Here is a 23,198-nt window from a genome sequence, read left to right on the forward strand (position 1 = left end):
ACGGTATAGATTTTGAAATATATTTACAAATAACCACATTAATTCCTTACTATTTTATTGTCTTCGCTTAAACCGAAAAAATCAAAAGGAAATATTTAAAATTCAAACTGCTTGATTTCACCCTCACTCTCGTTTATTCTCTGTATATGTATAGTACAAGTTGGTATTTTCATCAATTGGTGATCACTTGCAGGACTTCACAAAACTTTATCTGACGGGGTTCTTGTGCATCTTCGTTCTACCATGCACCTCCTCATTTTTCGTCTGGGATATTGTATACAGTATTTTCGCGTTTGTGTAGGTGAATGAATGTGAACACACCATTGATATACAGTTTATACAGGACCTATTTTTGTTAATCTCCATAACAGAGCCTAAGGTACTATGACAGATTACGTTTTAATGATATATTGATAGGTACTATAAAAGACTAATTACCCAGGGCTTGGGCTGGAGGATGTATGAAAAAAGAATCAAATCAAGACGAAGCCAGTTATTTATTTAATGTAGATGTATTAGTTAAAGGTCGTTCCAATGTAGAGGCCCTTCAGTTCCTGCTTAACCTCTTGAGCCAAAACGAACAAATTGCGGATAGCCGGATTCAATCCGGTATCGAACTTGGTAATTTAATCGAAGCTGCACTGTATCTAAAAAAACAGTCAGCCGCTAACAGCTCATCTGACGCTGCCGCTAAGCTTGCGGAGAAGTTCTCCAAAAAAAAATTAGACGCGGCTATGAACAAGCCACCTGTCGTTCAAGAGATCAAACAATCCCACGTACAGCCGAAGCCTGCAACACAACAAGAACTTAGCACCCATGATTGGATTAAACGTTATATACAAGATAATACGCTTGTACGGTTAATCGTGAACCGCTATGGCGGACAACGAAGCATCCCGTGTCGCATACTTAATTTGGATCATGATAATAGCTTGTTGAGTGTGTATCATGTGGATGAGAAGCAGGTTTACTCCTTTAAAATGAATGAAATTGATGAAATCACATCGTAAAAGTAAAACACTTACATCATGAAATAAACACGCAAAAAGAGAATCGTTTGGAAAAACGTTATGTCTTTCCAAGCGATTCTCTTTTTTGTGATATAATCTGGGAAGTTAAACTAATCCTCTTTCTTCAAACCCAAGGCAGCTAATGCCAGCAAAAGCCAACCTGCGATAAAACACACGCCCCCCAGCGGGGTAATGGCACCTAACACGCGAATCCCGGTCAAGCTCAGCACATATAAGCTGCCGGAAAACAAAATGATTCCCGTAAACAGCAGCCGGGCTGCCCATTTTAAACGAGCCGACGCTCCCCACTGTCCCGCAGCCAATGCAATGATCAGCAAACCGACAGCATGAATCATATGATATTTCACACCGGTTTCATACACGGCCAAAGCGTCCGCGTCGATCCGCGTTTTCACGATATGAGCCCCAAACGCTCCAATAGCTACCGCCAGCAGCATCATTATAGATCCCACAATTATCCATCTGCGTTGCATGTTTGTGTACTCCTTTTCATCTCATCCTATAATCCAAGCTATCTCTTTATTTTATCGAATCCATATGAAGTTTACCAGCTACTCCATTTAAATTTGAACCTTGCAGAATTCCATGATTAAACCCTGCCTTTTGGAGGGTAATGTGTAAGGTCCCTTGCTTTTTTGTTCATTTTGTGGAAAATTAGTACCTGTTCGGATACTGTTCAAGGAGTTGAAAAAATGAGTAACCAAGATCCTAATCTGCAAAAGCCTGTTGCGTCTGAGGAGCATCCTGTTTTTTCAGAAGCTCCCGTCTTCCAGCCTCCAGTCAAGCTCAAGCATTCCGGTCCCGGTATTGCTTCTTTTATTATGTCGCTCGTCAGCCTGATCGGGTATATCATTCTGGCTGTTATGGTCATTAATCTGTTGGCTCATTTCAGCCAATACCAAACCCTGGACCCGGAAGTTGTTCTGCAACAAACCGGAACCATCCTGCTTCCTTTTGTATTTTTAGGCAGTCTGTTATTGAATTGCGCCGGGCTTGTGGTCGGCATTATTGGAATTGCGTTGAAGAACCGTAAGAAAGCCTTTGCCATTGCAGGGTTAATCATTAATGCGTTCATTATTCTGGGCTTCATTGCACTTCTGGCCATGGGTCTTGCCGTTCCGAGTAACACAGCGGATATCTATCCTTCCTCTGTGCAATCCTTATAATTTCTCCGCATCACACAGAGAGGATTCAATGTATGAACAAAATCAAAATTTTTGCGGACAGTACCAGTGATATTCCAGTCCAATGGCGCGAACAGTACGAGATTGGCATTGTACCATTGTATACGGTGTTTGGGGATGAATCATTAAGGGATGGTGTGGATATCCAGCCAGAACAGTTATTTCAGCGCGTAAGTCGTGAGGGACATTTGCCGCGAACCGCCGCACCTTCTCCATCGGACTTTATTCAAGCCTTTGCTCCCTACATAGAACAAGGGGACGACATTTTATATATCAGTCTGTCTTCCGAGCTGTCCTCAACCTACCAAAATGCGCTGCTCGCTACCTCCGAGTTCCCGGAAGGCCGCATTACCGTCTTTGATTCCCTGAATCTGTCGTGCGGCTTTGGGATGCTCGTGATGAAGGCCGCACGCGCTGCAGCCAACGGCAGTACAACGGAACAGATTGTGGACATGTTGACGAGAACCCGCCCCTTGATAGACACGGAATTCGTGATTGATACGCTCGAATATCTGTACAAAGGCGGAAGATGCTCAGGGATGCAAAACCTGATCGGTAGTCTGCTCAAAATTCGTCCGGTGATCAAAGTAATAGACGGAAAAATGACACCTGCGTACAAAGTCCGCGGCAAACGTGAAAAGGCGCTGGATCAGATGCTGCAAAATGCCCTGAACCAGCGGGAACATATGGATAACGATATTATTATTGTCGTACATGCTTTGGCTAAGAAAGATGCACTGATGCTGCAAGCCCGTTTGCAGGAAGAAACGGGAGTGCAAGAGGTGCTGCTGGCAACAGCCGGATGTGTCATTTCCAGTCATTGTGGTCCACAGACGATTGGTATAATGTATGCCAAAAAAGAATAGTTTCGATTGTGAAGTCCCTTGCCTCTACCAGGTAAGGGCTTTTTTGTGTTTTCCAACAATTTAGCAATGAATAACTTTACTATTTTTGATAGTATTAGTCGTCATGTGACGAACGATTCGTCTGACAATCTATCATAAAAAAGAAGGTTATAGTGAATGAGCCCCATACGATCACGCTTGCTAACCAAACTTACCCTGTTGGCGACTGCCGCCATGACTATAATAACTACATCCGCTTCATGTTTAACCGTTCCCGCAGCCGCAGTCGGTGTGGTTTTTCAGGATATTTCAAACAGCTATGCTTATCAATCGATCTCCTCACTGCACGCCAAAGGAATTTTGGCAGGTACACGACCCGGCTACTTTTCTCCCAAAAAGGCGGTTACGAGAGCCGAATGGGTTACCGCGCTGGATCGCACACTCGGTCTGGAACCTGTACAAGCATCGGTCTCCTCCTATCGGGATGTATCCAAACAAGCCTGGTACTACGGATGGATTGAAGCAGCCTCCCAGCTTGACGTGGTGCAGGGCGGAACGTCCGCCACGTTTCACCCCAACAGCCCTGTAACCCGGCAAGAAGCAGCCTTGATGATCGCACGCCTCATACGCTCGACGGGATCAGGAGCAGCGGTTTCCACTTTTACAGACGCCAACAAGATTGCAGATTGGGCTCTTGAAGCTGTAACCACCGTGAACCGTTATGGCTTTATGAAAGGGGAAGACAACCAATTTCGCCCCAAATCTTCCCTGACCCGCGAAGAAACAGCAGCACTTCTGGAACGTCTGCTGACGTATTCAACACAGCATGCTTCCAAAACAGCCTCCACGGCATCTTCCATCCGACTAGGCTGGCAATATGACCAGAGCGTTCAACAGTTTGAAAGCTCCGTGCTTCAATCTAACATCAACACCCTATCACCACGCTGGTTTTTTCTAAACGAAACGGGTAATATTAGCGATCTTACAAACACCTCACTCCTCACCTGGTCCAAACAGCATCAAAAAAAAGTCTGGGCGATGGTAGGGAATCGTTCGAATCTAACGATGACGCACCAATTCCTGTCCAGTGAGGTTTTACGGAACAAAACCATAACTCAGCTTACGAATGCCGTATCTACACATCATCTGGATGGGCTTGTGATTGATTTTGAAAATGTAGCTGGTCAGGATCGTACTCAGCTCACGTTGTTCATCCAACAATTAAAAACCAAGTTAAAAAGCCTGAATGCTGTACTGGCAATCTGCGTATCTCCTGATTACGGTACAGACTGGACAGCTGCCTTTGATTATAAGCAGCTTGGCGCTGCGGCAGACTATTTGATTCTGATGGGATATGACGAACATTGGGGAGGCAGCTCGACACCCGGCTCCGTATCCTCATTACCGTGGCTTCGTGAAAGCGTACGGCGCTTTCTACTAACCACCGACCCGGATAAAGCGATATTGGCATTGCCTCAATTCACACGAAACTGGACCCTCAATGCGAGTGGTCAATCGGTCGCTTCCTCGGATATTTCACTGATTGAGCAGAACCAGCTTGTGTCCCGTTCCTCTTCCAAACCGGTCTGGCATGAGGATATTCAGCAGTATACGGCTTCCTACAAGGATACTCAGCTTCATAAGCTATGGCTGGAGGAAGGGCGATCCTTCACCCGTAAATACCGTCTGGGACAGGACAAAGGCATTGCAGGCTTCGCCTATTGGTATCCAGGCGGGGCAAGTTCTGATCTATGGTCCAGTGTGAAAAATGCAGACCGTTTCGCACAGCGTGGTTTGTAAAAGCCAAAAAACCTTCAACTTCACTTTTAGCGTGAGGTTGAAGGTTTTTTCACATATATTTTATCGCCCGTCTATGATCGGTATGCAACGATTCCGTTCACAACCGTCATGCGTGCTTTAACGTTAAGTAAAGCCTGTGGCCGCTCAGACAAGTCCCGGTCAATGACCGTAAAATCGGCGGCTTTGCCTACAGCCATCGAACCCCGTTCATCCGCTTCTCCCGCAGCCACTGCACTCCCGAGGGTAAAGAGATGAATAGCTTCGTGAATGTCCAGCTTTTCATCTGGAAGATAACCCTCATGCGTCTCTTCCGGCTTGGTGCGGGTCACAGCGGCATGCATACCGAGAAAAGGGTCCAACGGCTCAATCGGCGCGTCACTGCCGCCAGCGCATGGAATACCTGCGTCCAGCAGCTTCTTCCAGGCATACAAATATTCGGTACGTCCCGCGCCAACCCGATCCAGCACCCACGGGAAATCACTTGCTACAAAACGCGGCTGGATGTCCGCAATCAGCGGCAGCTTCGCCATTCTCTTAACTAAATTGGCAGTCAGCACCTGTCCGTGGATCAGACGATCCGGCAAACCGCTTTCCTCCGTTAGCGCATGGGCTTCCATCGCTGTCAAAATCATATGCGCTGCCCCATCCCCTATCGCATGTACAGCGACCGGAAAACCTGCGGCTCTGACAGCCGCCACCATCTGATTCAGCTCTGGTTGCGGTTGAATCGCCATGCCGCTGGTATGAGGAGCATCACTATAGGGCGCAGACAATAGCGCAGTTCTTCCACCAATCGCACCATCGGCAAACATTTTTACCGCACCGATTTTAAACCACTCATTTCCGCCACCAGCACGCAGCCCTTTCGCTTTCACTTCCTCCATAAACGGATGATAGATAAGCTGATGCGTACGAAAAGCAATGCCTTCCTCCCTCAGCTCCCTGTAAATCCGCTGCATGGTGTCCACGCTGCCCAGAAAACGCAAATCCTCCGTGTGCGCAGCCGTCAAACCGAGCCGTAGTGCATCCAGACAAGCTCGGCGGATTGCATCTTTTTTAACCGAATAATCCGGCTCTGGCTGCACACTTGTAAAGGCAGTGGACGCTTCCTCATAAATCAATCCGTTCAACTGTCCATCATCATTTCTTCCGTAGGCACCCGAATCCGGATCAGGAGTGTTCTCGCCAATACCAGCACGCCGAAACGCTTCTGAATTCGCCAGAAACGTATGAAAGCAAGTACGAGTCAAATATACCGGGTGCTGATCCGTAATGGTATCCAGCTCCGATAAGGTCGGAATCTCAACAGGAATAAACGCATTTTCGTTCCAGTTCAGCCCTAAAATCCATTCTCCCGGCGGTGTTACCGCAACCCGTTTGCGCAGCCTATCCAGCATTTCTTCCTTCGAAGTAACCGACGTAAAATCCAGCATCACCAGCTTCATGCCATGCATGGACAAATGCATATGGGAATCGGTCAAGCCCGGCAACACATAAGCGTCCTCCCAATCTACCGTGTCATATTCCTTACCCGACAATTGCAATTCAAGCTCCCGTGCTTGTCCGATGGCCTGTATGATCCCGTTTTGTACAATGACTGAATCTCCCTTGGCAGCCCATTCCCCATACAGCTTGCCGTGCTTGAACAATGTTAGCGTCAACGCAGCTCATCTCCCTTTTTTTTCAACTATATAAACCCAACTAAAGAGTTACTATAGCGCCACTGCGCAGTCGGATGGTGCTTCATATCACGCCTGTGCTGCCGATTCCAAACATAGTGTATGTATGTCTACCTGCTGCACCAGATCGGCAAAGTGGTCATGCGTTGCACAGACAGCCATTTTGTAGTGTCCATCGATCTCATACTGTTTAAAATGACAATACTCGGTGGTAAAGCCTACCGTCGTAAAACCGATCAACGGACGCTTACTTAGATCGAATGAAAATGACTTTAGCGGCAAAGTTAATCCCTGCCCTTCGGCCTTCACAAAGCTTTCCTTGAGCGTCCACAGATCGTAAAAATAGGATAAGCGGCTCTCCGCCTTCTGACGCATCAACGCATCATACTCCGTGTCCGAAAAGCACACCCTTCCCACCTCAAAATCAATAGGACGGAGCTGTTCAATGTCGATTCCGAGCGAATGATCATCCACGGCGCATACCACCCATTTTCCCGAGTGAGAAACATTAAAATGGAATGCGGGTGCATTCAACAAGGAAGGCTTGCCGAAGGAATTATATGTAAACTGAAGACTGGCGTTGGAAACCTTCAATTGCCGACAGGCCAACCATCTTAACAACACATCGGCGTATAAGCCCCTTAAAGCATCCTCCCGATGTAAAAAACGATCCAGCTTCTGTCGCTTTTCAGTCGAAACCCGGTTCAGCAGTGACTCGTAATGACCGTCTGCCTCCGGCTTGCTCGTGTCAATCGCATATATTTCCATGGTCGGCCCCCTATACCGTAATAAATATCATCCCATTCATAACTTCACCGCTCTATTGGAAATTCATTGGAAGTTTATCATCTGCGGTGTACATGGTCAATATACTACTCTAGCACTTTCAATTCAATATGGATACAATTGGGATATAACCCTCTTGTTGCTCACATCGCATCATCAGACAGGTGATAGGCATCATCATGAAGAGCTATTCAGTACAAACATTATTGTAAGCGCTTTAAAAACATACAGAGGAGGACGAAACAATGAAATATGATTTTGCCGTCTTACTGTGTATTATGCTCGCTGTTTTGCTGTCGTTGAGCATTTTCCAGATGTTTTCACCCAAGATCGCTTCAGCCGCTCCAGCGAATGTTGTGAATGGCATTCAGTTTAAAGACACTGCTGGAAACGTGGTCCATGCCCATGGGGGCGGTATGATTAAGGTAGACGGTTACTACTACTGGTTTGGTGAAAATCGCAACCCCAATGGCACGTTCAAGGCGGTATCCGCCTACCGTTCCTCTGATTTAAAAAACTGGGAGTTCCGCAAAAACGTGCTGACCAGCAGTTCGGCAGTAGAGCTGAATGTTTCGAATATTGAACGCCCAAAAGTCATTTATAATGAGAAAACACGCAAATACGTATTGTGGATGCACAAGGAAAATGGAGTTAATTACAACGAAGCCCGAGTGGCAGTTGCCTCTTCGGATACAGTAGACGGGGAGTACACCTATCAGGGCAGCTTCCGTCCACTGGATTACGATTCACGGGATATGACTGTGTACAATGACAACGGTACGGCGTATCTGATCTCAGCTACTCGTGTGAATGCTGACCTGAACATTTATCGTCTGACACCGGATTTCCTGCAAGTAGAATCGCTGGTGACCACGCTCTGGCCGGGACAATATCGTGAAGCTCCGGCGATGTTCAAAAAAGGAGACGTCTACTTCCTGATCACATCCGGGGCAACAGGCTGGAACCCCAACCAGGCCAAATATGCTACGGCATCCAGCATTGAGGGAACGTGGAGCAACACGATTAACTTTGGAGACAGTACGACCTACGGTTCACAATCGGCCTACGTCATTCCGGTAGAAGGTACCCAAACGACCTCGTACCTGTATTTGGGGGACCGCTGGGCGGGAGCATGGAGCGGGCCTGTGCAGGATTCACAATATGTATGGCTACCGCTGCGTTTTCCAACCGGGACTTCCCTGGCTATGGACTGGTTCGACAGTATGAACATCGACACCGCCAGCGGTGTGGTTCAAGGTGTAACCACGCCAATCGTCATTGACCCGGACGGATATTATCAGTTGGTAAGCCGCAAGAGCAACAAGCCGCTGAATGTAATTGACGGTGCAACAACAGACGGCGCGGATCTGGAGCAGCGTGCAAATTCAGGAGCACCCAGCCAGCAATGGCAGCTCAAGGATGCGGGCGGCGGATATTACAAAATCGTCAACCGCAACAGTGGCAAGCTGATCGGCGTTGAAAACGGAGCGACGACGGACGGTGCGGTCATCGAGCAATGGAGCGACGGAGGCTGGTCCAGCCAGCAATGGCAACTGGTTTCTGTAACGGGAGGTTATTACAAACTGAAAAACCGGGCAACGGGCAAGCTGATCGACATTTCCGAAGGCACTACCTCCGATGGAGCCAAAGCGATTCAATGGGGGGATAACGGCGGAACGAATCAGCATTTTCGTGTAGTGAAAGTAGATTAGTTCATTCATCATCGAACGGACATCATCATTGAAGTAGAAGTCTCAAATTTCCAGTTATTTCAAAAGAGCCGTCTTCCTAGCAGATCACTGCTAACGGAAGAACGGCTTCTTTTTGCGGGAAAATGATGGTTGAACCTGTATGTGGGCTATCCCTTGTCCAGATCGGCTTGAAGCACGTCTGCCTTCCCCTTCGCGATATCCACAGTCCACAGCATCAGTATACCGATAGCGAAAAAGGCAAACAGCGATAAAATACCCCAGCGCGAGGAACCGGTTAGCTGACCGACCAAGCCAAAGATAAACGGGCCGAAAATGGATGAAAACTTGCCCGTAATGTTCACGAAACCAAAAAATTCACCCGTCCGGCTGGCTGGCATCAGATCGCTGAATAAAGACCGGGAAATGGACTGACTGCTCCCCTGTACCAGACCGACCATAGCCGCCAGCACATAAAAATGTAGCGCCTGAGTCATGAAAAATCCAAGAATGACGATCAGCATGTAAATCCCGAGCGAGAACATGAGCATCCGGCGCGATCCCCAGCGTTCGGCCCATTTGCCAAGCAGCAGCGTACAGGGAAAGCCAATAAATTGGGTTATCAACAGCGCCGCAATCAGATCCGTCGTGCCAATCCCAATCCCCGTTCCGTAAATAGCAGCCATTAATATAATCGTATTAATCCCGTCATTGAAAAACCAAAAAGATAGCAGCAATTTAAGCAATTGTGGAAAACGCCGAATTTGGCGCATCGTGCCCTGAATCCGCCGAAATCCGGCCTTCCAGTAAGCAGCTTGGAATAAAAGGCTGCCTGTTTGCCTTTCTTGGTCTTGTCTTTCCCCTTCACCGCTCCAGTGCCGCTGGCGACCTTGAAGCAATAAAGGCAAAGAAAACACCAACCACCATACCGCTACCGAAACAAACGCAAGACGTGTTCCCTCCAGTGTGTTTCCTAATCCGAACCATTGAGGCTTTTGGATCATCAGCATGTTGACCGCCAACAAGATCCCTCCACCAATGTAGCCATAAGCGTAGCCTTTGGCCGATACAGTTTCCCGCTTACCGGAAGGCACCAGATCGGGGAGCATCGCATCATAAAAGGTATTGCCGCCCGCAAATCCGATGGTCGACAAGACCAGCAGCGCGGAAGCCAGCAGCCAGTCTCCTTCTCCTACCAGGCTAAAGCCCAATGTGGCGACGATGCCAGTCCCCGTAAAAATTCGCAGGAAAGACAGCTTGCTGCCTGTCAGATCGGCAACTGCCCCGAGCACAGGGGACAATAACGCTACACATAACATACCGATTGCATGTGTGTACCCCAGATAGGAGGATGCGGTTGTCGCATCCAGCGTCGAAGCTGCAACAGAGCTGTAGAAAATAGGCAGCACTGCTGCCAGTATCGTCGTTGCATAGCCTGAATTGGCCCAATCGTAAGTAATCCACGCACGCACTGCTTTTCGATTCACATCGCTCCCGCCCTTTACATTGAACTCATCTCAGGACCATTGTCATTTATTGTATCAGTAATCCATGACACAAGGTCGCGATGTTTGTAAACCTGCGGTGCTCTGGCAACCCACATGACAGGACGTTACAGTTCCCACGGATAATCTGTCGTCAGGAAGCTCGCCAGTTGCTTGCTTTCCTCCCTGCGCTGACGTCGTATCGCTGCACGTGACGGCGCGGTCTGGTGCAGTTGTAATTCCTCTTCTGTCTCTGGAATGACCTGCGGCACGATCACTTTACGGTTGTTCTCGTCCAGCGCCACAAAGGTTAGGAAGGCGGTGGCTGCGATTTTCCGGTCGCCAGTCATCAGTCCTTCGCGGATGACCTTCACGAAGACCTCCATAGAGCTACGGCCTGTCCAGGTTACAAACGCCTCCAGCGTAACGGAATCGCTCGGATGGATGGGCAGCAAAAAATCCACCGAATCCGTAGATGCCGTGACCGTATTCGTGCGGCATAGCTTGGAGGCTGCGATAGACGCAATATCGTCGATATACGACATCAATCGGCCTCCGAAGAGCGTGTTATGATTGTTGATATCGTTGGGAAATACACGGGACGTCTTGAAGCAGTAGGTTTCTCGGATGTACTTGCTTTCCATGGGTTCTCTTCCTCTCTTTTCCTCGTAGCTATCTTTTTATATAGTGGTGGAAGCCTGTTTTAGACTGTGCTAATCATCCCACTAATCCGCATAATAAATCAATACATAAAAATCCGCATCCTCATCCGACTCATTACGGTACGTATGAAGGTCAGTTACTTGAAATTGCACAGCATCCCCTGCGCTCAGTTTAAGCTGTTGTCCCTGCATTTCAAAGTACATTTCCCCACGGATCATGAGTATCGATTCTTCTCCCAGATGCTTCTCTGCCTGATGTGTAAAGCCCGGCTTCAGACTTACCGTGAACACCTCAAACTTCTTTTCCGAATGATACGGGAAGATAGGGTAAACAAAATAGTTGCCGTTCTCATCAATCACCGGATACAGGTCTTCCCTGCTGATTTTAGTGATTTGCGGGGAGTCCTCTTTGAGGAATGTGGAAAAGGACACATGCAAACCGTTGGCAATTTTCCAAAGTGTGGTAACCGTAGGATTGGACTTCCCCTTCTCAATCTGGGCCAGCATTCCTTTGCTGACCCCTGTCAGTTCAGCCACTTTATCCAGGCTAAGTCCTCTAGTCTTCCTGATTTGAGCCAAATTTGAGCCGATAATATACTGCATTGAATCCACAGACCCTGCCTCCTCGTATCCAAAAAGTCTATACAAGAAGAATACACAAAAGTAGGCTCGTTAGCTATAGAGATCGTTCATTATAACATACAATTGTATAATATATTGATCATTTTCAAGGTTCCGTTATATACTATAATGAAATTTAGAATGGAGGGAAGGTTGAAATGTCTATAGCTTCGGGGTTGAGCGAAACGGAGCGCGATCCACTCCACTTTTTACAAGGAGTCAAGGATTGTATCCCTACGTTGCTCGGTTATGTGTGTATTGGCTTCGCGGCAGGCATTGTGGGGGCCTCGTCAGGTGTTAGCACGATGGAAATTGCCCTGATGTCGGCGCTTGTCTACGCAGGAGCTTCCCAATTTATTATGTGCTCAATGTTGGCTACAGCCAGTCCCCCCTCTGTCATTATTTTAACGACATTCATTGTGAATGCCCGCCACCTGTTGTTAAGCGCATCGTTGGCTCCTTATTTCTCAAAATATTCATTGTGGAAAAATATAGGGATTGGCGTTCTTTTGACAGACGAATCCTTCGGGGTAGCCTCTGATAAACTGGCCAAAGGTGGACAGATCAGTGATCGCTGGATGAACGGGCTCAATATAACTGCTTACCTCGTCTGGATTGCCTCCTGTGTGGCAGGAGGGATTCTCGGGAACTGGATTTCCCGGCCAGAGGCATTTGGTCTGGATTTTGCCTTGCCGGCTATGTTTCTTGCCTTGCTCATTTCGCAGCTACAAAGTGTCCAAACCTCCAAGCTCAAGCACCGTCTGCTGCTCGTGCTGTGTATGGCTATCCTGATGTACCTTCTATCCTGGTGGGTGCCATCTCATATCGCCGTTATTGTAGCTACTATGATTACCGCAACGATTGGAGTGTTAACTGACAAATGAACATTGATCCATATGTCATGTACATCATTATCGGCGGTATGATCGTCACAGCCATCCCGAGAATCATTCCCTTCGTCGTGCTGCAAAAGCTGGCGCTGCCCAAGCCTGTGCTCCAATGGCTGTCCTACATCCCTATTTGCATTTTCACGGCGCTCGTGATGGAACATCTACTCGTTCGAACGGAAGGTTCCGTCACTTTTAATTGGCAAGTGCTTATTGCTATCCTTCCTACACTGGTGACTGCCTTATGGAGCAAAAACCTGCTGGCTACCGTTGTTGTCGGTATTGTGAGTATGGCTGTCGTTCGACTGCTGTGGATGGGATAGAAAAAAAGGTGCAGTCCCGTTTTACGGCTGCACCTTTTTAGATATTCATTCTGCGTTCGTTACCCTGCTCCCTTATACAAACTTGCGATGATGCTTCTTGCCATCGTATGAGAATAAGGCCAGCTTGCCTTCAATCATCGTTTCCAAATGAACGGTCCGCCCCCACAACTGATACACATACGGTAGCGTACGCTCCATATATTTTAAATCCAGCTCAATCCCTTCAAACTGATGCTTGAGCTTTAACTCGCCAGTGTGCAGATAATCTCCATCCTCAACGACGATATAAGGGGAGCCGCCATTCACACGCGAGAATACGAGCTGGTCCCGTATGTTCTCCCACGATTTATCTGTGATTTTCCAATCTGGTCCCCGTTTCTCAAATACGTACAGATCCAAATCCTCGGTCAGTTGCTTGGTCATGTAATTGCGTATAAAAGAGGTGTCTGAGTCAAACTCCCGTACCTCGAACATTTTAGCGCGTCCTTCGCCTGGTTTGCGTCCTTGTCGCTCCTGCTCTTCACGGGTTGGGTTATCCCATCGCTTTTCAATATCCTCAAATATTTTAAGCCCCAAATAATACGGATTCAGGCTTTGCTTGGAAGGCTGTACGACAGAAGCATTCAGCAGTGCAAATTCAACGGTTTCATCCCCGGTCAAATCCAATTCCCTGACAATCCGCTGATGCCAATAGGAGGCCCAGCCTTCATTCATAATTTTGGTCTCCATCTGGGGCCAGAAATACAGCATTTCGTCCCGCAGCATCGTCATGATATCCCGCTGCCAGTCCTCCAGCACTTCTGAAAATTCCTGAATAAACCAGACGACATCCTTCTCCGGTTCCGGCGGGAACTGTCGTACCCGAATGCCTTCGCTCTCGGACGGATCAGGCTGCTCCTGTACCGTGTCCAGTGACCACAGATCATCGTAAGGCCCGTCTGGGCGCTTCCGTTTTCCCGGTTCCTTTTGCTCACGGATTTTAAGCTCCATATATCGCTGTTTATCCAGATGCTGCGGTTTGATCAACTGCGGATCAATATGCTCCTGTATAGCCAGTACCGAATCAATGAAGGATTCGACGGCCTTCGAACCGTATTCCATTTCATAACCGTTAATCCGGTCTGCCGTAGCGGACATACTCTCCACCATATTGCGGTTGGAGGCTGAGAAGCGGGCGTTGTGCTTGAAAAAATCACAGTGCGCCAGCACATGGGCGACAATCAGTTTATTTTGAACCAGAGAATTTCCATCTAGCAGGAAGGCGTAGCAGGGATTGGAGTTGATGACCAGCTCATAGATTTTGCTTAGGCCAAAATCGTACTGCATCTTCATCTTGTGAAACGTCTTTCCAAAACTCCAGTGGCTAAAGCGCGTGGGCATCCCATAGGCCCCGAACGTGTATACAATATCCGCCGGACAAATCTCATACCGCATCGGATAGTAGTCCAGCCCGAATCCGTTGGCTATCTCCATAATCTCAGCAATCGCATATTCTAGCTCCTGATGGTCACTACTCATCCCACTGTTCCCCCTTCCCGTTTGCGAAAAAAGGTACGCAAGGCTTGGTATACCTCGCCCTTTTCCTTGATGACATAGTACATAAACTGATCCTTTTTAATGTTCTTGTAGGCTGACATCAGTGTGCTGCTGCGGTTATATTGATTCACTTCTCCATAGCCGAACATATTGCTGCGCTTCATAAGCTCCTCAATCAGCTTCACGCACCGTTCGTTATCCGAGGTCAGATTGTCGCCATCCGAGAAATGGAAGGGATAAATATTATAATGGGAAGGAGGATAGCGCTTGTCGATAATCTCCAATGCCTTGAGATAAGCCGAAGAACAGATGGTTCCGCCACTTTCTCCACGGGTGAAAAATTCTTCCTCGGTGACCTCTTTGGCTTCGGTATGGTGCGCCAGAAAGACAATCTCTACCTTTTCATATTGGCGGCGCAAAAAGCGGGTCATCCAGAAAAAGAAGCTGCGGGCGCAATATTTTTCAAAAGATCCCATCGAGCCTGAAGTATCCATCATCGCAATGATCACCGCGTTGGATTGGGGGATGGTTTTTTCCTCCCATGTTTTGTAACGGAGATCGTCCGGACTGATATGATGAATGCCCGGATTGCCCTGACGTGCGTTGCGGCGCAGATTTTCGAGAATGGTTCGCTTCTTGTCAATATTTGCCTGCATGCCTTTTTTGCGTATATCATTGAATACGATGGACTCAACCTCAATCTGTTCCTTGTCTTTCTGCTGCAAATGCGGTAATTCCATGTCCTCGAACAGCATATCTTCCAGTTCTTCCATGCTGACTTCCGTCTCCATGATATCGTGTCCGGGCTGGTCTCCGGCTTTCTCGCCTTTACCGGGCTTCTGGGAAGCAGGATCGCGTCCGATGACATCCCCCACCTGACTGTCGCCGTCCCCTTGGCCTACATGCTTTTGCTTCTGATAATTATAAATGAAGCGATATTCGTCCAGACTACGAATCGGCACTTTAATAATCTGCTTACCGTCTGACATGATAATATTTTCTTCCGTAATCAGATCAGGCAGATTTTGCTTAATTACATCTTTGACCTTCTGCTGATGACGCTGCTGGTCTTGGTACCCTTTGCGATGCAGCGACCAATCTTCGCGGGATACGACGAATGAATATGGCTGACGTGGTTCCGGCATTGTTAGGCACCCCCCAAGTGGATACACGGCACAGTTTGGCCTTGTTGGTTATTAAGTATATTCACGGGGATGTACGATATGTGATGGAAGCCAAAAAACCTTTCCAATTTCAGGGCACCTTGGTCAAGACCCCATTTTATAGACACTGAAAAAAGCCCCTAGGCTATAAGCTGCTTCCGATACTCTTTCGGAGGCAGCTTATTTAACTTTCGTTGTGGTCGACATTGGTTGTAAAATCGAATATATTCTTCTATTCTCCTTTGTGCCTCATCCATATTTCGGATATCATATGGGTAGAGCCCTTCCGTTTTGAGATGCAAGAAGAAGCTCTCCATTGAGGCATTATCATAACAATTGCCTCGGCGAGACATGCTGATTCGGGCACCAACCTTTGGCAGCATGTCTTGATACGCATGGGACAGCGTGATATCTGTGACCCATTTTTGATTGGGTTTGTCCGCCTTGAAATCCTGTTTTAGCAGATTTTTCGCCACACGACCCTCCGTAGAAGAAGTATAGTTGCGGCGATGCTTCCGACGAATTTGTGAGCGGATTCCCAAGACCTGCATGAGCCGGAGTACCTTTTTATGGTTCATCCAGATTTCCAAACACTTTTTTAGCATATCGTTTTCCCGTTTTAACTTTTGGACGTACCTGTCCTGGTCCATAAATCCGAATTCACCGAGCTCCTTGTACTTCCGCATCCATTCTTTCAACCGATGTCGATCTGCAATCCCGAACTTCTCCATGAGTTTACGATATGTCCAACCTTCTTCGATATGAAGCCGTATGGCCTCTACTTTGGTTTCAAACGTATACTCTTTAAACTTCTGTCCTTTTTTCGCTGGCATAAAAATGCATCCCATAGAAATTCATCGGATAAACCAGGGGTTTATTCCAATGTCTATTCTAAGGGATGCACTTCAATTTAGCTGGTAGGGTACTTTTTTTGTGTTTTATTAATTTGATAAAGTAAAGGCCCTCCATTGAAGGAAGGCCCTGCTTTCAGACGCTGAGTATGACAACTCGTATTCAACTTAGTTTGAAAAGTCAACCCACGACGGTTAGTTAATGTCTCCTGTGTACTGACCAGTAGTACCCCAAGCTTCGCCTTCAACTTTGTTACCGTTGGCTCTGAATTGAATTAAGTATTTCCCTGAAGGCATCCCATTAGGGAATGAATTAACGCTAGTCCACGTTAATGTGTCTCCTTTGCCAACAGTTTTATAGACATATTCTCTCCCGTTACCCTGCAAGCTCCAAGTGAGATTTGATGTCCCTGTATTCTTCACTTTAATCTTTACATGTCCATAACCTTTTTCAACAGTTAAGTCCATCGTTGGACTTGTCCCACCAAGAACCGAATGTACCTCTTGACCAGTTTGTTGGATAACTATACCTCCATGATCCTTCGAGACTTCAATCCCCGTAACTGGTGCGGCAGAAGCAGCCAGCGGAGCTACTGCTGTAAGAGCCAATACACCAGTAAGAATAATTGCTGTGTTTTTCAATTGTTTCATGGTACATGTACACTTCCTCTTCTATTTTTTTGGATTACTACATAAGATTAACATAAAAAAAGGAATATATTGTTTATTATTTTTAAGAAATCGGAAAAATGCAACTACTGAACTATTTTTCAAAAGTGTGCGACATTAATTTCAAAACAAGAGCGAATACCTCACAAAAAGTTACAAAAGTTATTGACAACTGTTAAATTATGGACAACAATAGGATGAAATAATATAAAAATTTTGTAATTTTTATGTGAAGGGTGGATATGACATGTAGCATACACCTACGATTCGAGCGGAATTAGACAAATACCTAAAACAAGAGGGTTTGAGCCTAACGCAATTCGGGAATATTGCAGGCATTAACAGAGGAATAGTAAGTGGCATTGTAACTGGTAATAGTCCTATATCTGTTAACCAGCTTGATCTAATCACTGAGGCTATGGGTTTACCGGAAGGATTTTTTTACGAACGATTCATAGATGACTACATCATCGAACGTTCTCCCAATATGCGTCGAATTGAGCGGTTGCTATATCGTTGTGCAGAGCTGGACAAGCTGGATGCGATCAGTCGAATCGTTGGACAAATCATGGACAATATACTCTATTCACCTAAACTATTTGAAATTGCAGAAGCGCTATTAGCACAAGGACGACATGCTGCTGCGCTGCTGCTCTATGAGAATGTAGCAGAAGTGGAGAAGTACCAACATTCTGAACGCTTGGCAGTCTGTCAATTTCGTATATTCACGATTCAGGTTGGAGACGATCAAAGACAAAATCTTAGAGTAGCAACGGTATTTGAGGTTTTTGTTGAGCGACTGGATGAAATAGACCAGCTTGATGCATTAAAGGATTTGGCAAACGTGTACAGGTCCTTGCGTAAATGGGACAAGGTTGACGAAATGGCAAGGAAAATGAGAGGAAAAGCGGAAGTCCAATATTCAATGAAGCATCAGCAAAAGAATCGAAAGAACAGGGAGCATGAAAAGGGAACCAGGGGACCGTTATTTGGATATATTGCTTATGCCGACTTATTGTGTGCCAGTGTTTGTGAAGCCCAAGGCGATTATCAGCAAGCTCTACAATATACATACGCCTATGCGGATTTAGATTGGGTTAAAGAGAATGACGAGGATACAAAACACTGGGTAAACTTGTTCAGTCAGTGGGCGGAAGGAAATACTTACGTATATAAGCTGTTGTCTGGAGATATAAGCGTGCTTCAAGATTATGTTGAATATATTGCAGCAACATCAGGCTCTAATGAACAAGAGGAAATCTCCAAATTGTTGAATGTTATAATTGCAGCCAACCAATTTGAATTGGAAGTGGATGATATACTTCAACGGTTTGAAACGGAGATTAATTCGTTTTCTGAACAGTCTCTATCCGATGATATGTATACCCAACAGGTGATACCGGACTATATCGCGTGGTTTGGTTACGAGTTAGCTTATTATGATTTACATCGAGGTTCTTACATTGGTGGTTTTAAACATTTGATGTATTCAATGGTAAGTTATCATAAACTAAATAATGAGACTTATTTTATAAATTGTATGGGTTTATTTTTACATTTTCAGGATTATGCGGTTCCAGAAACTAAAGCAGCATTTTTAAATCTAATTGAAAAGGTGTGGATGAACAATGTTGAAAAAATCGGTACTGCTGCTCATAGCGGTTAACTTTTTGTTTATTGTTAATGTGCCAGATCAAGCTTTTAACCACCACCATAGCATTCAGCCTCAAGTTACCATTGGAGGATTTTAAAGCAAAAGCTCTGCTAACCTTAATTGGTCGGCAGGGCTTTTTGTTTTATTAGACTATAAACTCCGTAAACACCAGACAACGTAATAACCCCGATTGGTAGGGTGTCTTTTGTTTACCTGAATGCCCTGTCACAGAACGTATTTATACATATATTAAGGTGTACAACAAGTAAAGGAGGTTCAAGCCATGAGTGGATATGAAGGTGGAGCAGGTTATGGTGGATACGGAGGATTTCATTCTATAGGTGCAATCTTGGTATTGTTTATCCTGTTGGTAATTATCTCAAAAGCATTTTGGGTATGATTGGACTGGGGGCTCTGCTGGCGTAATGCTGGCAGAGCTTTTTTTATTGAGGTGATCGGCATGAACCATACATATAAAGTGCTAAAGTCGGATATAGAACTATTTGCAGCTGCATTAAGCCAGGTAAGAGTATATGTAGTCCAGCGGTTGAGTGATAATATGGTGGAAGTTGTAGATTATGGTGGGACGGTAAGAAGATAACGCCAGATTCCATTAAAGATTAACGGATGCTATTTTATGAGAAAGCAGTTTGAATTTAGAGTAGATGTAAAAAAGGACTCCACTGGAAAATAGCCTGTTTGGAGTTCTTTCTCATTTGGCAATAGAAACTATGTAACAAAAAAAGCGGGAAGAGAGTCCTCCCCGCTCAAAACAATATTAATGTTTTTTCTTTTTGACATTTACGTTGAACAGATTGGCAGCCAGCGCATTGCCTTGTGCACGCGCAAACGCTTTTTGTTTTGACCAGATAGATATGCTTTTTCTTTTCACATGGTGTTTGGAATGTCTTCTACTCATGGATATCACCTCCCTTCATAGGAAACGAAGGTACGGATGGTCTTAGTGGTGCTTTTTGCGTTTGGATATTTTGATGTTCAGTGCATTGGTTGCCAGCGCATTGCCACTTCTTGTTCTGGCATCTGCGGATTGAAAAATTTTAACGACCAGGAATTTGTTTTTACCGACACGGTGTTTGAACGTTTTTACTCTTGTTCTGATCATCTGCATGTCCCCTTTCCTTAGGTCTGCTTTATTTATATTCAGTGGCGATAGCGAAGTATCAGCATGAATCTATTAACAGCAAAAAGAAACTATTACCTAATAGATTGATTTCCTCGGTCAAAATGCCAGTCGTCAATGCGTATTGCTGTTCCTAAAAGGATTTTTTATTCACGAAGTGTCCCATATAAAACTATATTAAACTCAACATATACGAAAACAGATAGTATCAGTATTGGATAAAACTTGTTCGTACTTTGGAGTGCAGATAAGCAGCATAATTGAGCACGTAGAGGGTAAATAAAAAAAGCCCTCAGCATGAGGGCTCAGGCTGTCGAGAAACCCCCTGTTTTTCTGCAGGGGGTTTAAAACTGTCTTAGTGGTCTAAAAACTAGGGTCCTCAGATCGTTTTAAATCGATTTTTGTTTTAAAAGATGCGTCTCCCCATATAAAAATAGAAGTGTCGAAAAGTCCTCTGGACTTTCTCGACACTCTGAGCCCTCAGCATGAGGGCTTTCGGTATAATCTGGATTGTGTGACAAAACGACTATAAAGGGCGGTCGGCTAATCTCCCGGAAGGGAGGTGATGCTTGTGGAGGTTAAAGATGCTTTGACATTAATGATGATGTTCGGCACGTTATTAATTACGTTGATCGGATTAATCGTTACGATTGTTATTTCGCTGAACCAAAACAAAAAGAAATAGACCGCCCCCACTATGGTCAAGACCCCATTTTATAATATGCACATTAGAACAGGAGTGTCGATATAGATGAACATCCATTCCAGCTTTCGTGAAGTACGGGAAAGTGACCAGCAGGTATTCCCCATCGCATGGATAGGAGTCCAGCCCTATACAACTGGCGTTCGTTCACAGCATCTTTTCCGCCTTATAGCCAATTCCATACACCGTCTGCAATAGCGACTGATGCGGTTCGAGCTTCTTGCGCAGGCGCTGGATATGAATATCCACGGTCCGCGTTCCCCCTGCATAATCGAAGCCCCATACCTGCTCCAGCAGCTCGTCCCGTGTGTACACCCGCCCGGCATGTGACACCAGAAGCGCCAGCACATCAAACTCCTTGGGTGTCAGATCCAGCGTTGTTCCCTCCAGTTCAGCCGTTCTGCTGGACGGACGCACGCGCAACGGGCCAAGTGCCGTTTCTGATCCTTCTGGTGCAGGCGCTCCCTCCCGTTCAAGCCTCCGTACCAGCGCCTTGATGCGGGCGAGCAGCTCTCGCAGATCAAAGGGCTTGCTCATAAAATCGTCCGCGCCCAGCTCCAGCCCGAGCACCTTGTCCACGATATCGTTTTTGGCAGTCAGCAGCAAAATGCCAATGCCCTTCCGACTTTCCAGACGGCGGCACACCTCATATCCGCCCAGCTTGGGCATCATCACGTCGAGCACCAGCACATCCGGGTGAAATAAACGGACTTTTTCCAATGCGTCTTCCCCGTCAACAGCGGTTTCTACCAAATAACCTTCTCTTTTCAACCCATAGGCTAGCGCATTTCGAATGCTGGGTTCATCGTCCGCTACTAATATTTTTTTATCCATGTCTTTTCCTCCCTGCTCCATAAACCAACCGTATCTGCCTACTGATGTTCCCGCAAATAATAATGGATCAGACAGGTATGGCATATGAACTGCTCGCGTGGATCGTTGAGATCAAAATCCGCAATGTCACGAATCCGTTCCAATCTGTATTTGACCGAATTACGGTGTATAAAAAGATAATTCGCCGTATCCATCAGACTGCCCCGATTTTCCAGATAATAAAATAACGTTTTAAGCAAATCACTGCCATGAGACCGATCATACTGCTGGAGTTTGCCCAGCTTACGTTCAAACAAATCGGCAAATTCCTCTTTGTTCATTGCTTCCCCAAGCATATAGTGCATTTCGATATCTCCGAATTTACATACACGTCTATCGGGATACAGCCGCTGGGATACGGTGATGGCACGTCGTGCCTCATTATAGCTTTGCATCAGCTCCCACAGCTTTTTGGCACTTCCTATGCCTATATAATAATCGCCCGTTCCCAATGCTTTTTCACTGTTCCAGTTCTTCAGCGTTTCAGCCCAGGTTAGTCCCTGATCAGCGCCAGCCCCGTCATGATGGTCATTCGAATGAAGAGTAGGCAGAAATAATATTGCCCGATTGGAACGGAACTCAATATGAGAAACCACCCGTCGCCGGGTGGATTCCTGAATCAGCAATCCGGACAGAATCTCTTCTGGCGGAGCGGTAGCGCTTTCCAGTACAGCGACCTCCCAATCATATGCCGGGTTAAATCCCAATTGACGCCCTCGGCGCTCAACCTCATGCCGCAACGGCACCGGAGGGGTCATCAGCTCATCGATAAAGTTACCCCGCAGTCGGCTTTCCGTATCTTCTACCGCCTTTTCACGCATTAATTCCAACGCCATGACCAGGCGTGCCTGCTCAATCCCCACCTGCTCCATATCATCCAGCTCGTTGCGGGCAATGACCAGCTTGGCAACTGTGCGTTTATCGACATTAATCGGAAAATAGCGGGAATCCTGCGCCTCCGCCCAATTCCACTCCTGTGGTGAAGTAACAATGGCTCGGCCTCCATTATCTATCAAAGCAACCGGGGCTTTAAGCAGCTCTGCTATATTATCGCTTACAGCCTGTATACCGCTGTTCTCCAGCACCATCGTTGTTAAGGTCCGATATATTTCTTCCGAACGTCGCAGCAGCTCTGCCTGTCGATTCAACACCATATCCATGACTCGCTGTGTAATATCTGTATATGGAATATCGACCGGAATCTCAATCACGGGCAGGCCACAGGCATTGCTTTCCTCCAGCGCACTGCGGGGAATTTCCTTGAGAAAGCGGGTCGGTTTGATCGCAAGTGCTGCGGCCCCGCCCTGATGCAATAATTGAATAATTTGGCACAATACCTCAGGCTCATGACGGATGGAATAAGCGGTTGTCATCAATAGTACTCCTTCCCTGATCCAGCCCTTCAAGTCAGGGACCTCCATAATATCAATAAAACGGACAAACCGATTTAGCCCTTGCTCTCCGCTTAGTACCTTCGCCTCCTTCAATACGGGCATTGTCATAAGCTCCTGAACGGTTACACCCGGTATTTTCATATGGACAGACCACCTTGCTATTTATTTTGCGGTAACGGCACATATATTTAGGATTTTGCAAAGTTCTCGCCTAACTTAATTTT

At 46.4% G+C, this 23,198-nt stretch carries 24 protein-coding genes; 10 read left to right on the top strand and 14 right to left on the bottom strand.

Going from position 1 to position 23,198, the window contains the following annotated elements; all coding sequences use genetic code 11:
• Nucleotides 1-461 precede the first annotated feature (461 nt).
• A complete protein-coding gene (locus ACWXW9_RS13910) occupies nt 462-1,010 on the top strand; it encodes a hypothetical protein (RefSeq protein ID WP_494929882.1) in 549 nt (182 codons plus the stop codon).
• 110 nt (nt 1,011-1,120) lie between these two features.
• Here ACWXW9_RS13910 and ACWXW9_RS13915 read toward each other — a convergent pair whose 3' ends face one another.
• Nucleotides 1,121-1,504 carry a DUF423 domain-containing protein gene (locus ACWXW9_RS13915; RefSeq protein WP_134910466.1) on the bottom strand — a complete coding sequence of 128 codons (384 nt, stop codon included), beginning with the start codon at nt 1,502-1,504 and terminating at the stop codon, nt 1,121-1,123.
• Between the two features lie 219 nt (nt 1,505-1,723).
• On the opposite strand from ACWXW9_RS13915, the gene ACWXW9_RS13920 reads away from it, so the two are divergent.
• The 3 genes from ACWXW9_RS13920 to ACWXW9_RS13930 all read left to right on the top strand — a co-directional run bounded on the left by ACWXW9_RS13920 (nt 1,724) and on the right by ACWXW9_RS13930 (nt 4,860).
• The gene (locus ACWXW9_RS13920; protein ID WP_494929883.1) at nt 1,724-2,197 is read left to right on the top strand and encodes a hypothetical protein; all 474 of its coding nucleotides are present in this window, start codon (nt 1,724-1,726) and stop codon (nt 2,195-2,197) included.
• A gap of 32 nt (nt 2,198-2,229) precedes the next feature.
• On the top strand, nt 2,230-3,081 hold the full coding sequence (locus ACWXW9_RS13925) for a DegV family protein (RefSeq protein WP_494929884.1): 852 nt from the start codon (nt 2,230-2,232) through the stop codon (nt 3,079-3,081).
• 156 nt (nt 3,082-3,237) lie between these two features.
• Nucleotides 3,238-4,860 (top strand): S-layer homology domain-containing protein, encoded by a 1,623-nt coding sequence (locus tag ACWXW9_RS13930; RefSeq protein ID WP_494929885.1) that lies wholly within the window; start codon nt 3,238-3,240, stop codon nt 4,858-4,860.
• Nucleotides 4,861-4,931: 71 nt separating this feature from the next.
• On the opposite strand, the gene ACWXW9_RS13935 is transcribed toward ACWXW9_RS13930, so the two are convergent.
• Nucleotides 4,932-6,521, bottom strand: a complete 1,590-nt coding sequence (locus ACWXW9_RS13935; RefSeq protein WP_494929886.1) for an amidohydrolase — start codon at nt 6,519-6,521, stop codon at nt 4,932-4,934.
• 87 nt (nt 6,522-6,608) lie between these two features.
• Complete coding sequence (locus ACWXW9_RS13940) at nt 6,609-7,307, bottom strand: 4'-phosphopantetheinyl transferase family protein (RefSeq protein WP_494929887.1); 699 nt, start codon at nt 7,305-7,307, stop codon at nt 6,609-6,611.
• 263 nt (nt 7,308-7,570) lie between these two features.
• Here ACWXW9_RS13940 and ACWXW9_RS13945 point away from each other — a divergent pair, with 263 nt between their 5' ends.
• Nucleotides 7,571-9,037: an RICIN domain-containing protein gene (locus ACWXW9_RS13945; RefSeq protein ID WP_494929888.1), complete on the top strand. Its 1,467-nt coding sequence runs from the start codon at nt 7,571-7,573 to the stop codon at nt 9,035-9,037.
• Nucleotides 9,038-9,183: 146 nt separating this feature from the next.
• Here ACWXW9_RS13945 and ACWXW9_RS13950 read toward each other — a convergent pair whose 3' ends face one another.
• The 3 genes from ACWXW9_RS13950 to ACWXW9_RS13960 form a co-directional block, all read right to left on the bottom strand.
• Nucleotides 9,184-10,500, bottom strand: coding sequence for an MFS transporter (locus tag ACWXW9_RS13950; protein ID WP_494929889.1), 1,317 nt, complete (start codon nt 10,498-10,500; stop codon nt 9,184-9,186).
• Nucleotides 10,501-10,625: 125 nt separating this feature from the next.
• Entirely contained in the window at nt 10,626-11,141 is a 516-nt protein-coding gene (locus ACWXW9_RS13955) for an acyl-CoA thioesterase (RefSeq protein ID WP_014280639.1), read from the bottom strand.
• Nucleotides 11,142-11,222: 81 nt separating this feature from the next.
• A complete protein-coding gene (locus ACWXW9_RS13960; protein ID WP_494929890.1) occupies nt 11,223-11,771 on the bottom strand; it encodes a helix-turn-helix domain-containing protein in 549 nt (182 codons plus the stop codon).
• 167 nt (nt 11,772-11,938) lie between these two features.
• Here ACWXW9_RS13960 and ACWXW9_RS13965 point away from each other — a divergent pair, with 167 nt between their 5' ends.
• Entirely contained in the window at nt 11,939-12,664 is a 726-nt protein-coding gene (locus ACWXW9_RS13965; RefSeq protein ID WP_192512147.1) for an AzlC family ABC transporter permease, read from the top strand.
• Nucleotides 12,661-12,990, top strand: coding sequence for an AzlD domain-containing protein (locus tag ACWXW9_RS13970; RefSeq protein ID WP_494929891.1), 330 nt, complete (start codon nt 12,661-12,663; stop codon nt 12,988-12,990). The genes ACWXW9_RS13965 and ACWXW9_RS13970 overlap by 4 nt, the downstream gene beginning before the upstream one ends.
• 72 nt (nt 12,991-13,062) lie before the next feature.
• Here the strand turns inward: ACWXW9_RS13970 and ACWXW9_RS13975 are convergent, their stop codons facing one another.
• From ACWXW9_RS13975 to ACWXW9_RS13990, 4 genes are all read right to left on the bottom strand, one after another.
• Complete coding sequence (locus tag ACWXW9_RS13975) at nt 13,063-14,508, bottom strand: SpoVR family protein (RefSeq protein ID WP_494929892.1); 1,446 nt, start codon at nt 14,506-14,508, stop codon at nt 13,063-13,065.
• Nucleotides 14,505-15,671 carry a sporulation protein YhbH gene (gene yhbH, locus ACWXW9_RS13980; protein ID WP_494929893.1) on the bottom strand — a complete coding sequence of 389 codons (1,167 nt, stop codon included), beginning with the start codon at nt 15,669-15,671 and terminating at the stop codon, nt 14,505-14,507. Before yhbH ends, ACWXW9_RS13975 begins: the two co-directional genes overlap by 4 nt.
• A 158-nt stretch (nt 15,672-15,829) precedes the next feature.
• Nucleotides 15,830-16,522, bottom strand: coding sequence for an integrase core domain-containing protein (locus ACWXW9_RS13985; RefSeq protein ID WP_494929894.1), 693 nt, complete (start codon nt 16,520-16,522; stop codon nt 15,830-15,832).
• A 213-nt stretch (nt 16,523-16,735) separates the two neighbouring features.
• Entirely contained in the window at nt 16,736-17,191 is a 456-nt protein-coding gene (locus ACWXW9_RS13990; protein ID WP_494929895.1) for a hypothetical protein, read from the bottom strand.
• Nucleotides 17,192-17,513: 322 nt separating this feature from the next.
• Here ACWXW9_RS13990 and ACWXW9_RS13995 point away from each other — a divergent pair, with 322 nt between their 5' ends.
• Nucleotides 17,514-18,875: a transcriptional regulator gene (locus ACWXW9_RS13995; protein WP_494929896.1), complete on the top strand. Its 1,362-nt coding sequence runs from the start codon at nt 17,514-17,516 to the stop codon at nt 18,873-18,875.
• A gap of 271 nt (nt 18,876-19,146) precedes the next feature.
• Nucleotides 19,147-19,263, top strand: a complete 117-nt coding sequence (locus ACWXW9_RS14000) for a sporulation protein YjcZ (protein ID WP_160789428.1) — start codon at nt 19,147-19,149, stop codon at nt 19,261-19,263.
• A 378-nt stretch (nt 19,264-19,641) separates the two neighbouring features.
• Here ACWXW9_RS14000 and ACWXW9_RS14005 read toward each other — a convergent pair whose 3' ends face one another.
• Together ACWXW9_RS14005 and ACWXW9_RS14010 are read right to left on the bottom strand one after the other, a co-directional pair.
• The gene (locus tag ACWXW9_RS14005; RefSeq protein ID WP_176718127.1) at nt 19,642-19,782 is read right to left on the bottom strand and encodes a hypothetical protein; all 141 of its coding nucleotides are present in this window, start codon (nt 19,780-19,782) and stop codon (nt 19,642-19,644) included.
• Nucleotides 19,783-19,824: 42 nt separating this feature from the next.
• Nucleotides 19,825-19,986 (bottom strand): hypothetical protein, encoded by a 162-nt coding sequence (locus ACWXW9_RS14010; protein WP_162833907.1) that lies wholly within the window; start codon nt 19,984-19,986, stop codon nt 19,825-19,827.
• 589 nt (nt 19,987-20,575) lie between these two features.
• Here ACWXW9_RS14010 and ACWXW9_RS14015 point away from each other — a divergent pair.
• Nucleotides 20,576-20,689, top strand: coding sequence for a putative holin-like toxin (locus ACWXW9_RS14015; protein ID WP_494929897.1), 114 nt, complete (start codon nt 20,576-20,578; stop codon nt 20,687-20,689).
• Between the two features lie 165 nt (nt 20,690-20,854).
• Here the strand turns inward: ACWXW9_RS14015 and ACWXW9_RS14020 are convergent, their stop codons facing one another.
• Nucleotides 20,855-21,541 (bottom strand): response regulator transcription factor, encoded by a 687-nt coding sequence (locus tag ACWXW9_RS14020; RefSeq protein WP_134910519.1) that lies wholly within the window; start codon nt 21,539-21,541, stop codon nt 20,855-20,857.
• Nucleotides 21,542-21,579: 38 nt separating this feature from the next.
• Complete coding sequence (locus tag ACWXW9_RS14025; RefSeq protein ID WP_494929898.1) at nt 21,580-23,115, bottom strand: PucR family transcriptional regulator; 1,536 nt, start codon at nt 23,113-23,115, stop codon at nt 21,580-21,582.
• Nucleotides 23,116-23,198 lie beyond the last annotated feature (83 nt).

This window comes from Paenibacillus sp. LT-B23, from assembly GCF_059417685.1.

Excerpts from the sequence above, each read along its gene's own strand:
- ACWXW9_RS14005 (WP_176718127.1), bottom strand. The coding sequence starts at position 19,782 with ATGAGTAGAAGACATTCCAAACACCATGTGAAAAGAAAAAGCATATCT.
- ACWXW9_RS13910 (WP_494929882.1), top strand. The coding sequence starts at position 462 with ATGAAAAAAGAATCAAATCAAGACGAAGCCAGTTATTTATTTAATGTA.
- ACWXW9_RS13990 (WP_494929895.1), bottom strand. The coding sequence starts at position 17,191 with ATGAAACAATTGAAAAACACAGCAATTATTCTTACTGGTGTATTGGCT.
- ACWXW9_RS13915 (WP_134910466.1), bottom strand. The coding sequence starts at position 1,504 with ATGCAACGCAGATGGATAATTGTGGGATCTATAATGATGCTGCTGGCG.
- ACWXW9_RS14020 (WP_134910519.1), bottom strand. The coding sequence starts at position 21,541 with ATGGATAAAAAAATATTAGTAGCGGACGATGAACCCAGCATTCGAAAT.
- ACWXW9_RS13970 (WP_494929891.1), top strand. The coding sequence starts at position 12,661 with ATGAACATTGATCCATATGTCATGTACATCATTATCGGCGGTATGATC.
- ACWXW9_RS14000 (WP_160789428.1), top strand. The coding sequence starts at position 19,147 with ATGAGTGGATATGAAGGTGGAGCAGGTTATGGTGGATACGGAGGATTT.
- yhbH (WP_494929893.1), bottom strand. The coding sequence starts at position 15,671 with ATGCCGGAACCACGTCAGCCATATTCATTCGTCGTATCCCGCGAAGAT.
- ACWXW9_RS13940 (WP_494929887.1), bottom strand. The coding sequence starts at position 7,307 with ATGGAAATATATGCGATTGACACGAGCAAGCCGGAGGCAGACGGTCAT.
- ACWXW9_RS13945 (WP_494929888.1), top strand. The coding sequence starts at position 7,571 with ATGAAATATGATTTTGCCGTCTTACTGTGTATTATGCTCGCTGTTTTG.
- ACWXW9_RS13925 (WP_494929884.1), top strand. The coding sequence starts at position 2,230 with ATGAACAAAATCAAAATTTTTGCGGACAGTACCAGTGATATTCCAGTC.
- ACWXW9_RS13985 (WP_494929894.1), bottom strand. The coding sequence starts at position 16,522 with ATGCCAGCGAAAAAAGGACAGAAGTTTAAAGAGTATACGTTTGAAACC.
- ACWXW9_RS13955 (WP_014280639.1), bottom strand. The coding sequence starts at position 11,141 with ATGGAAAGCAAGTACATCCGAGAAACCTACTGCTTCAAGACGTCCCGT.
- ACWXW9_RS14010 (WP_162833907.1), bottom strand. The coding sequence starts at position 19,986 with ATGATCAGAACAAGAGTAAAAACGTTCAAACACCGTGTCGGTAAAAAC.
- ACWXW9_RS13930 (WP_494929885.1), top strand. The coding sequence starts at position 3,238 with ATGAGCCCCATACGATCACGCTTGCTAACCAAACTTACCCTGTTGGCG.
- ACWXW9_RS14025 (WP_494929898.1), bottom strand. The coding sequence starts at position 23,115 with ATGAAAATACCGGGTGTAACCGTTCAGGAGCTTATGACAATGCCCGTA.
- ACWXW9_RS13920 (WP_494929883.1), top strand. The coding sequence starts at position 1,724 with ATGAGTAACCAAGATCCTAATCTGCAAAAGCCTGTTGCGTCTGAGGAG.
- ACWXW9_RS13965 (WP_192512147.1), top strand. The coding sequence starts at position 11,939 with ATGTCTATAGCTTCGGGGTTGAGCGAAACGGAGCGCGATCCACTCCAC.
- ACWXW9_RS13975 (WP_494929892.1), bottom strand. The coding sequence starts at position 14,508 with ATGAGTAGTGACCATCAGGAGCTAGAATATGCGATTGCTGAGATTATG.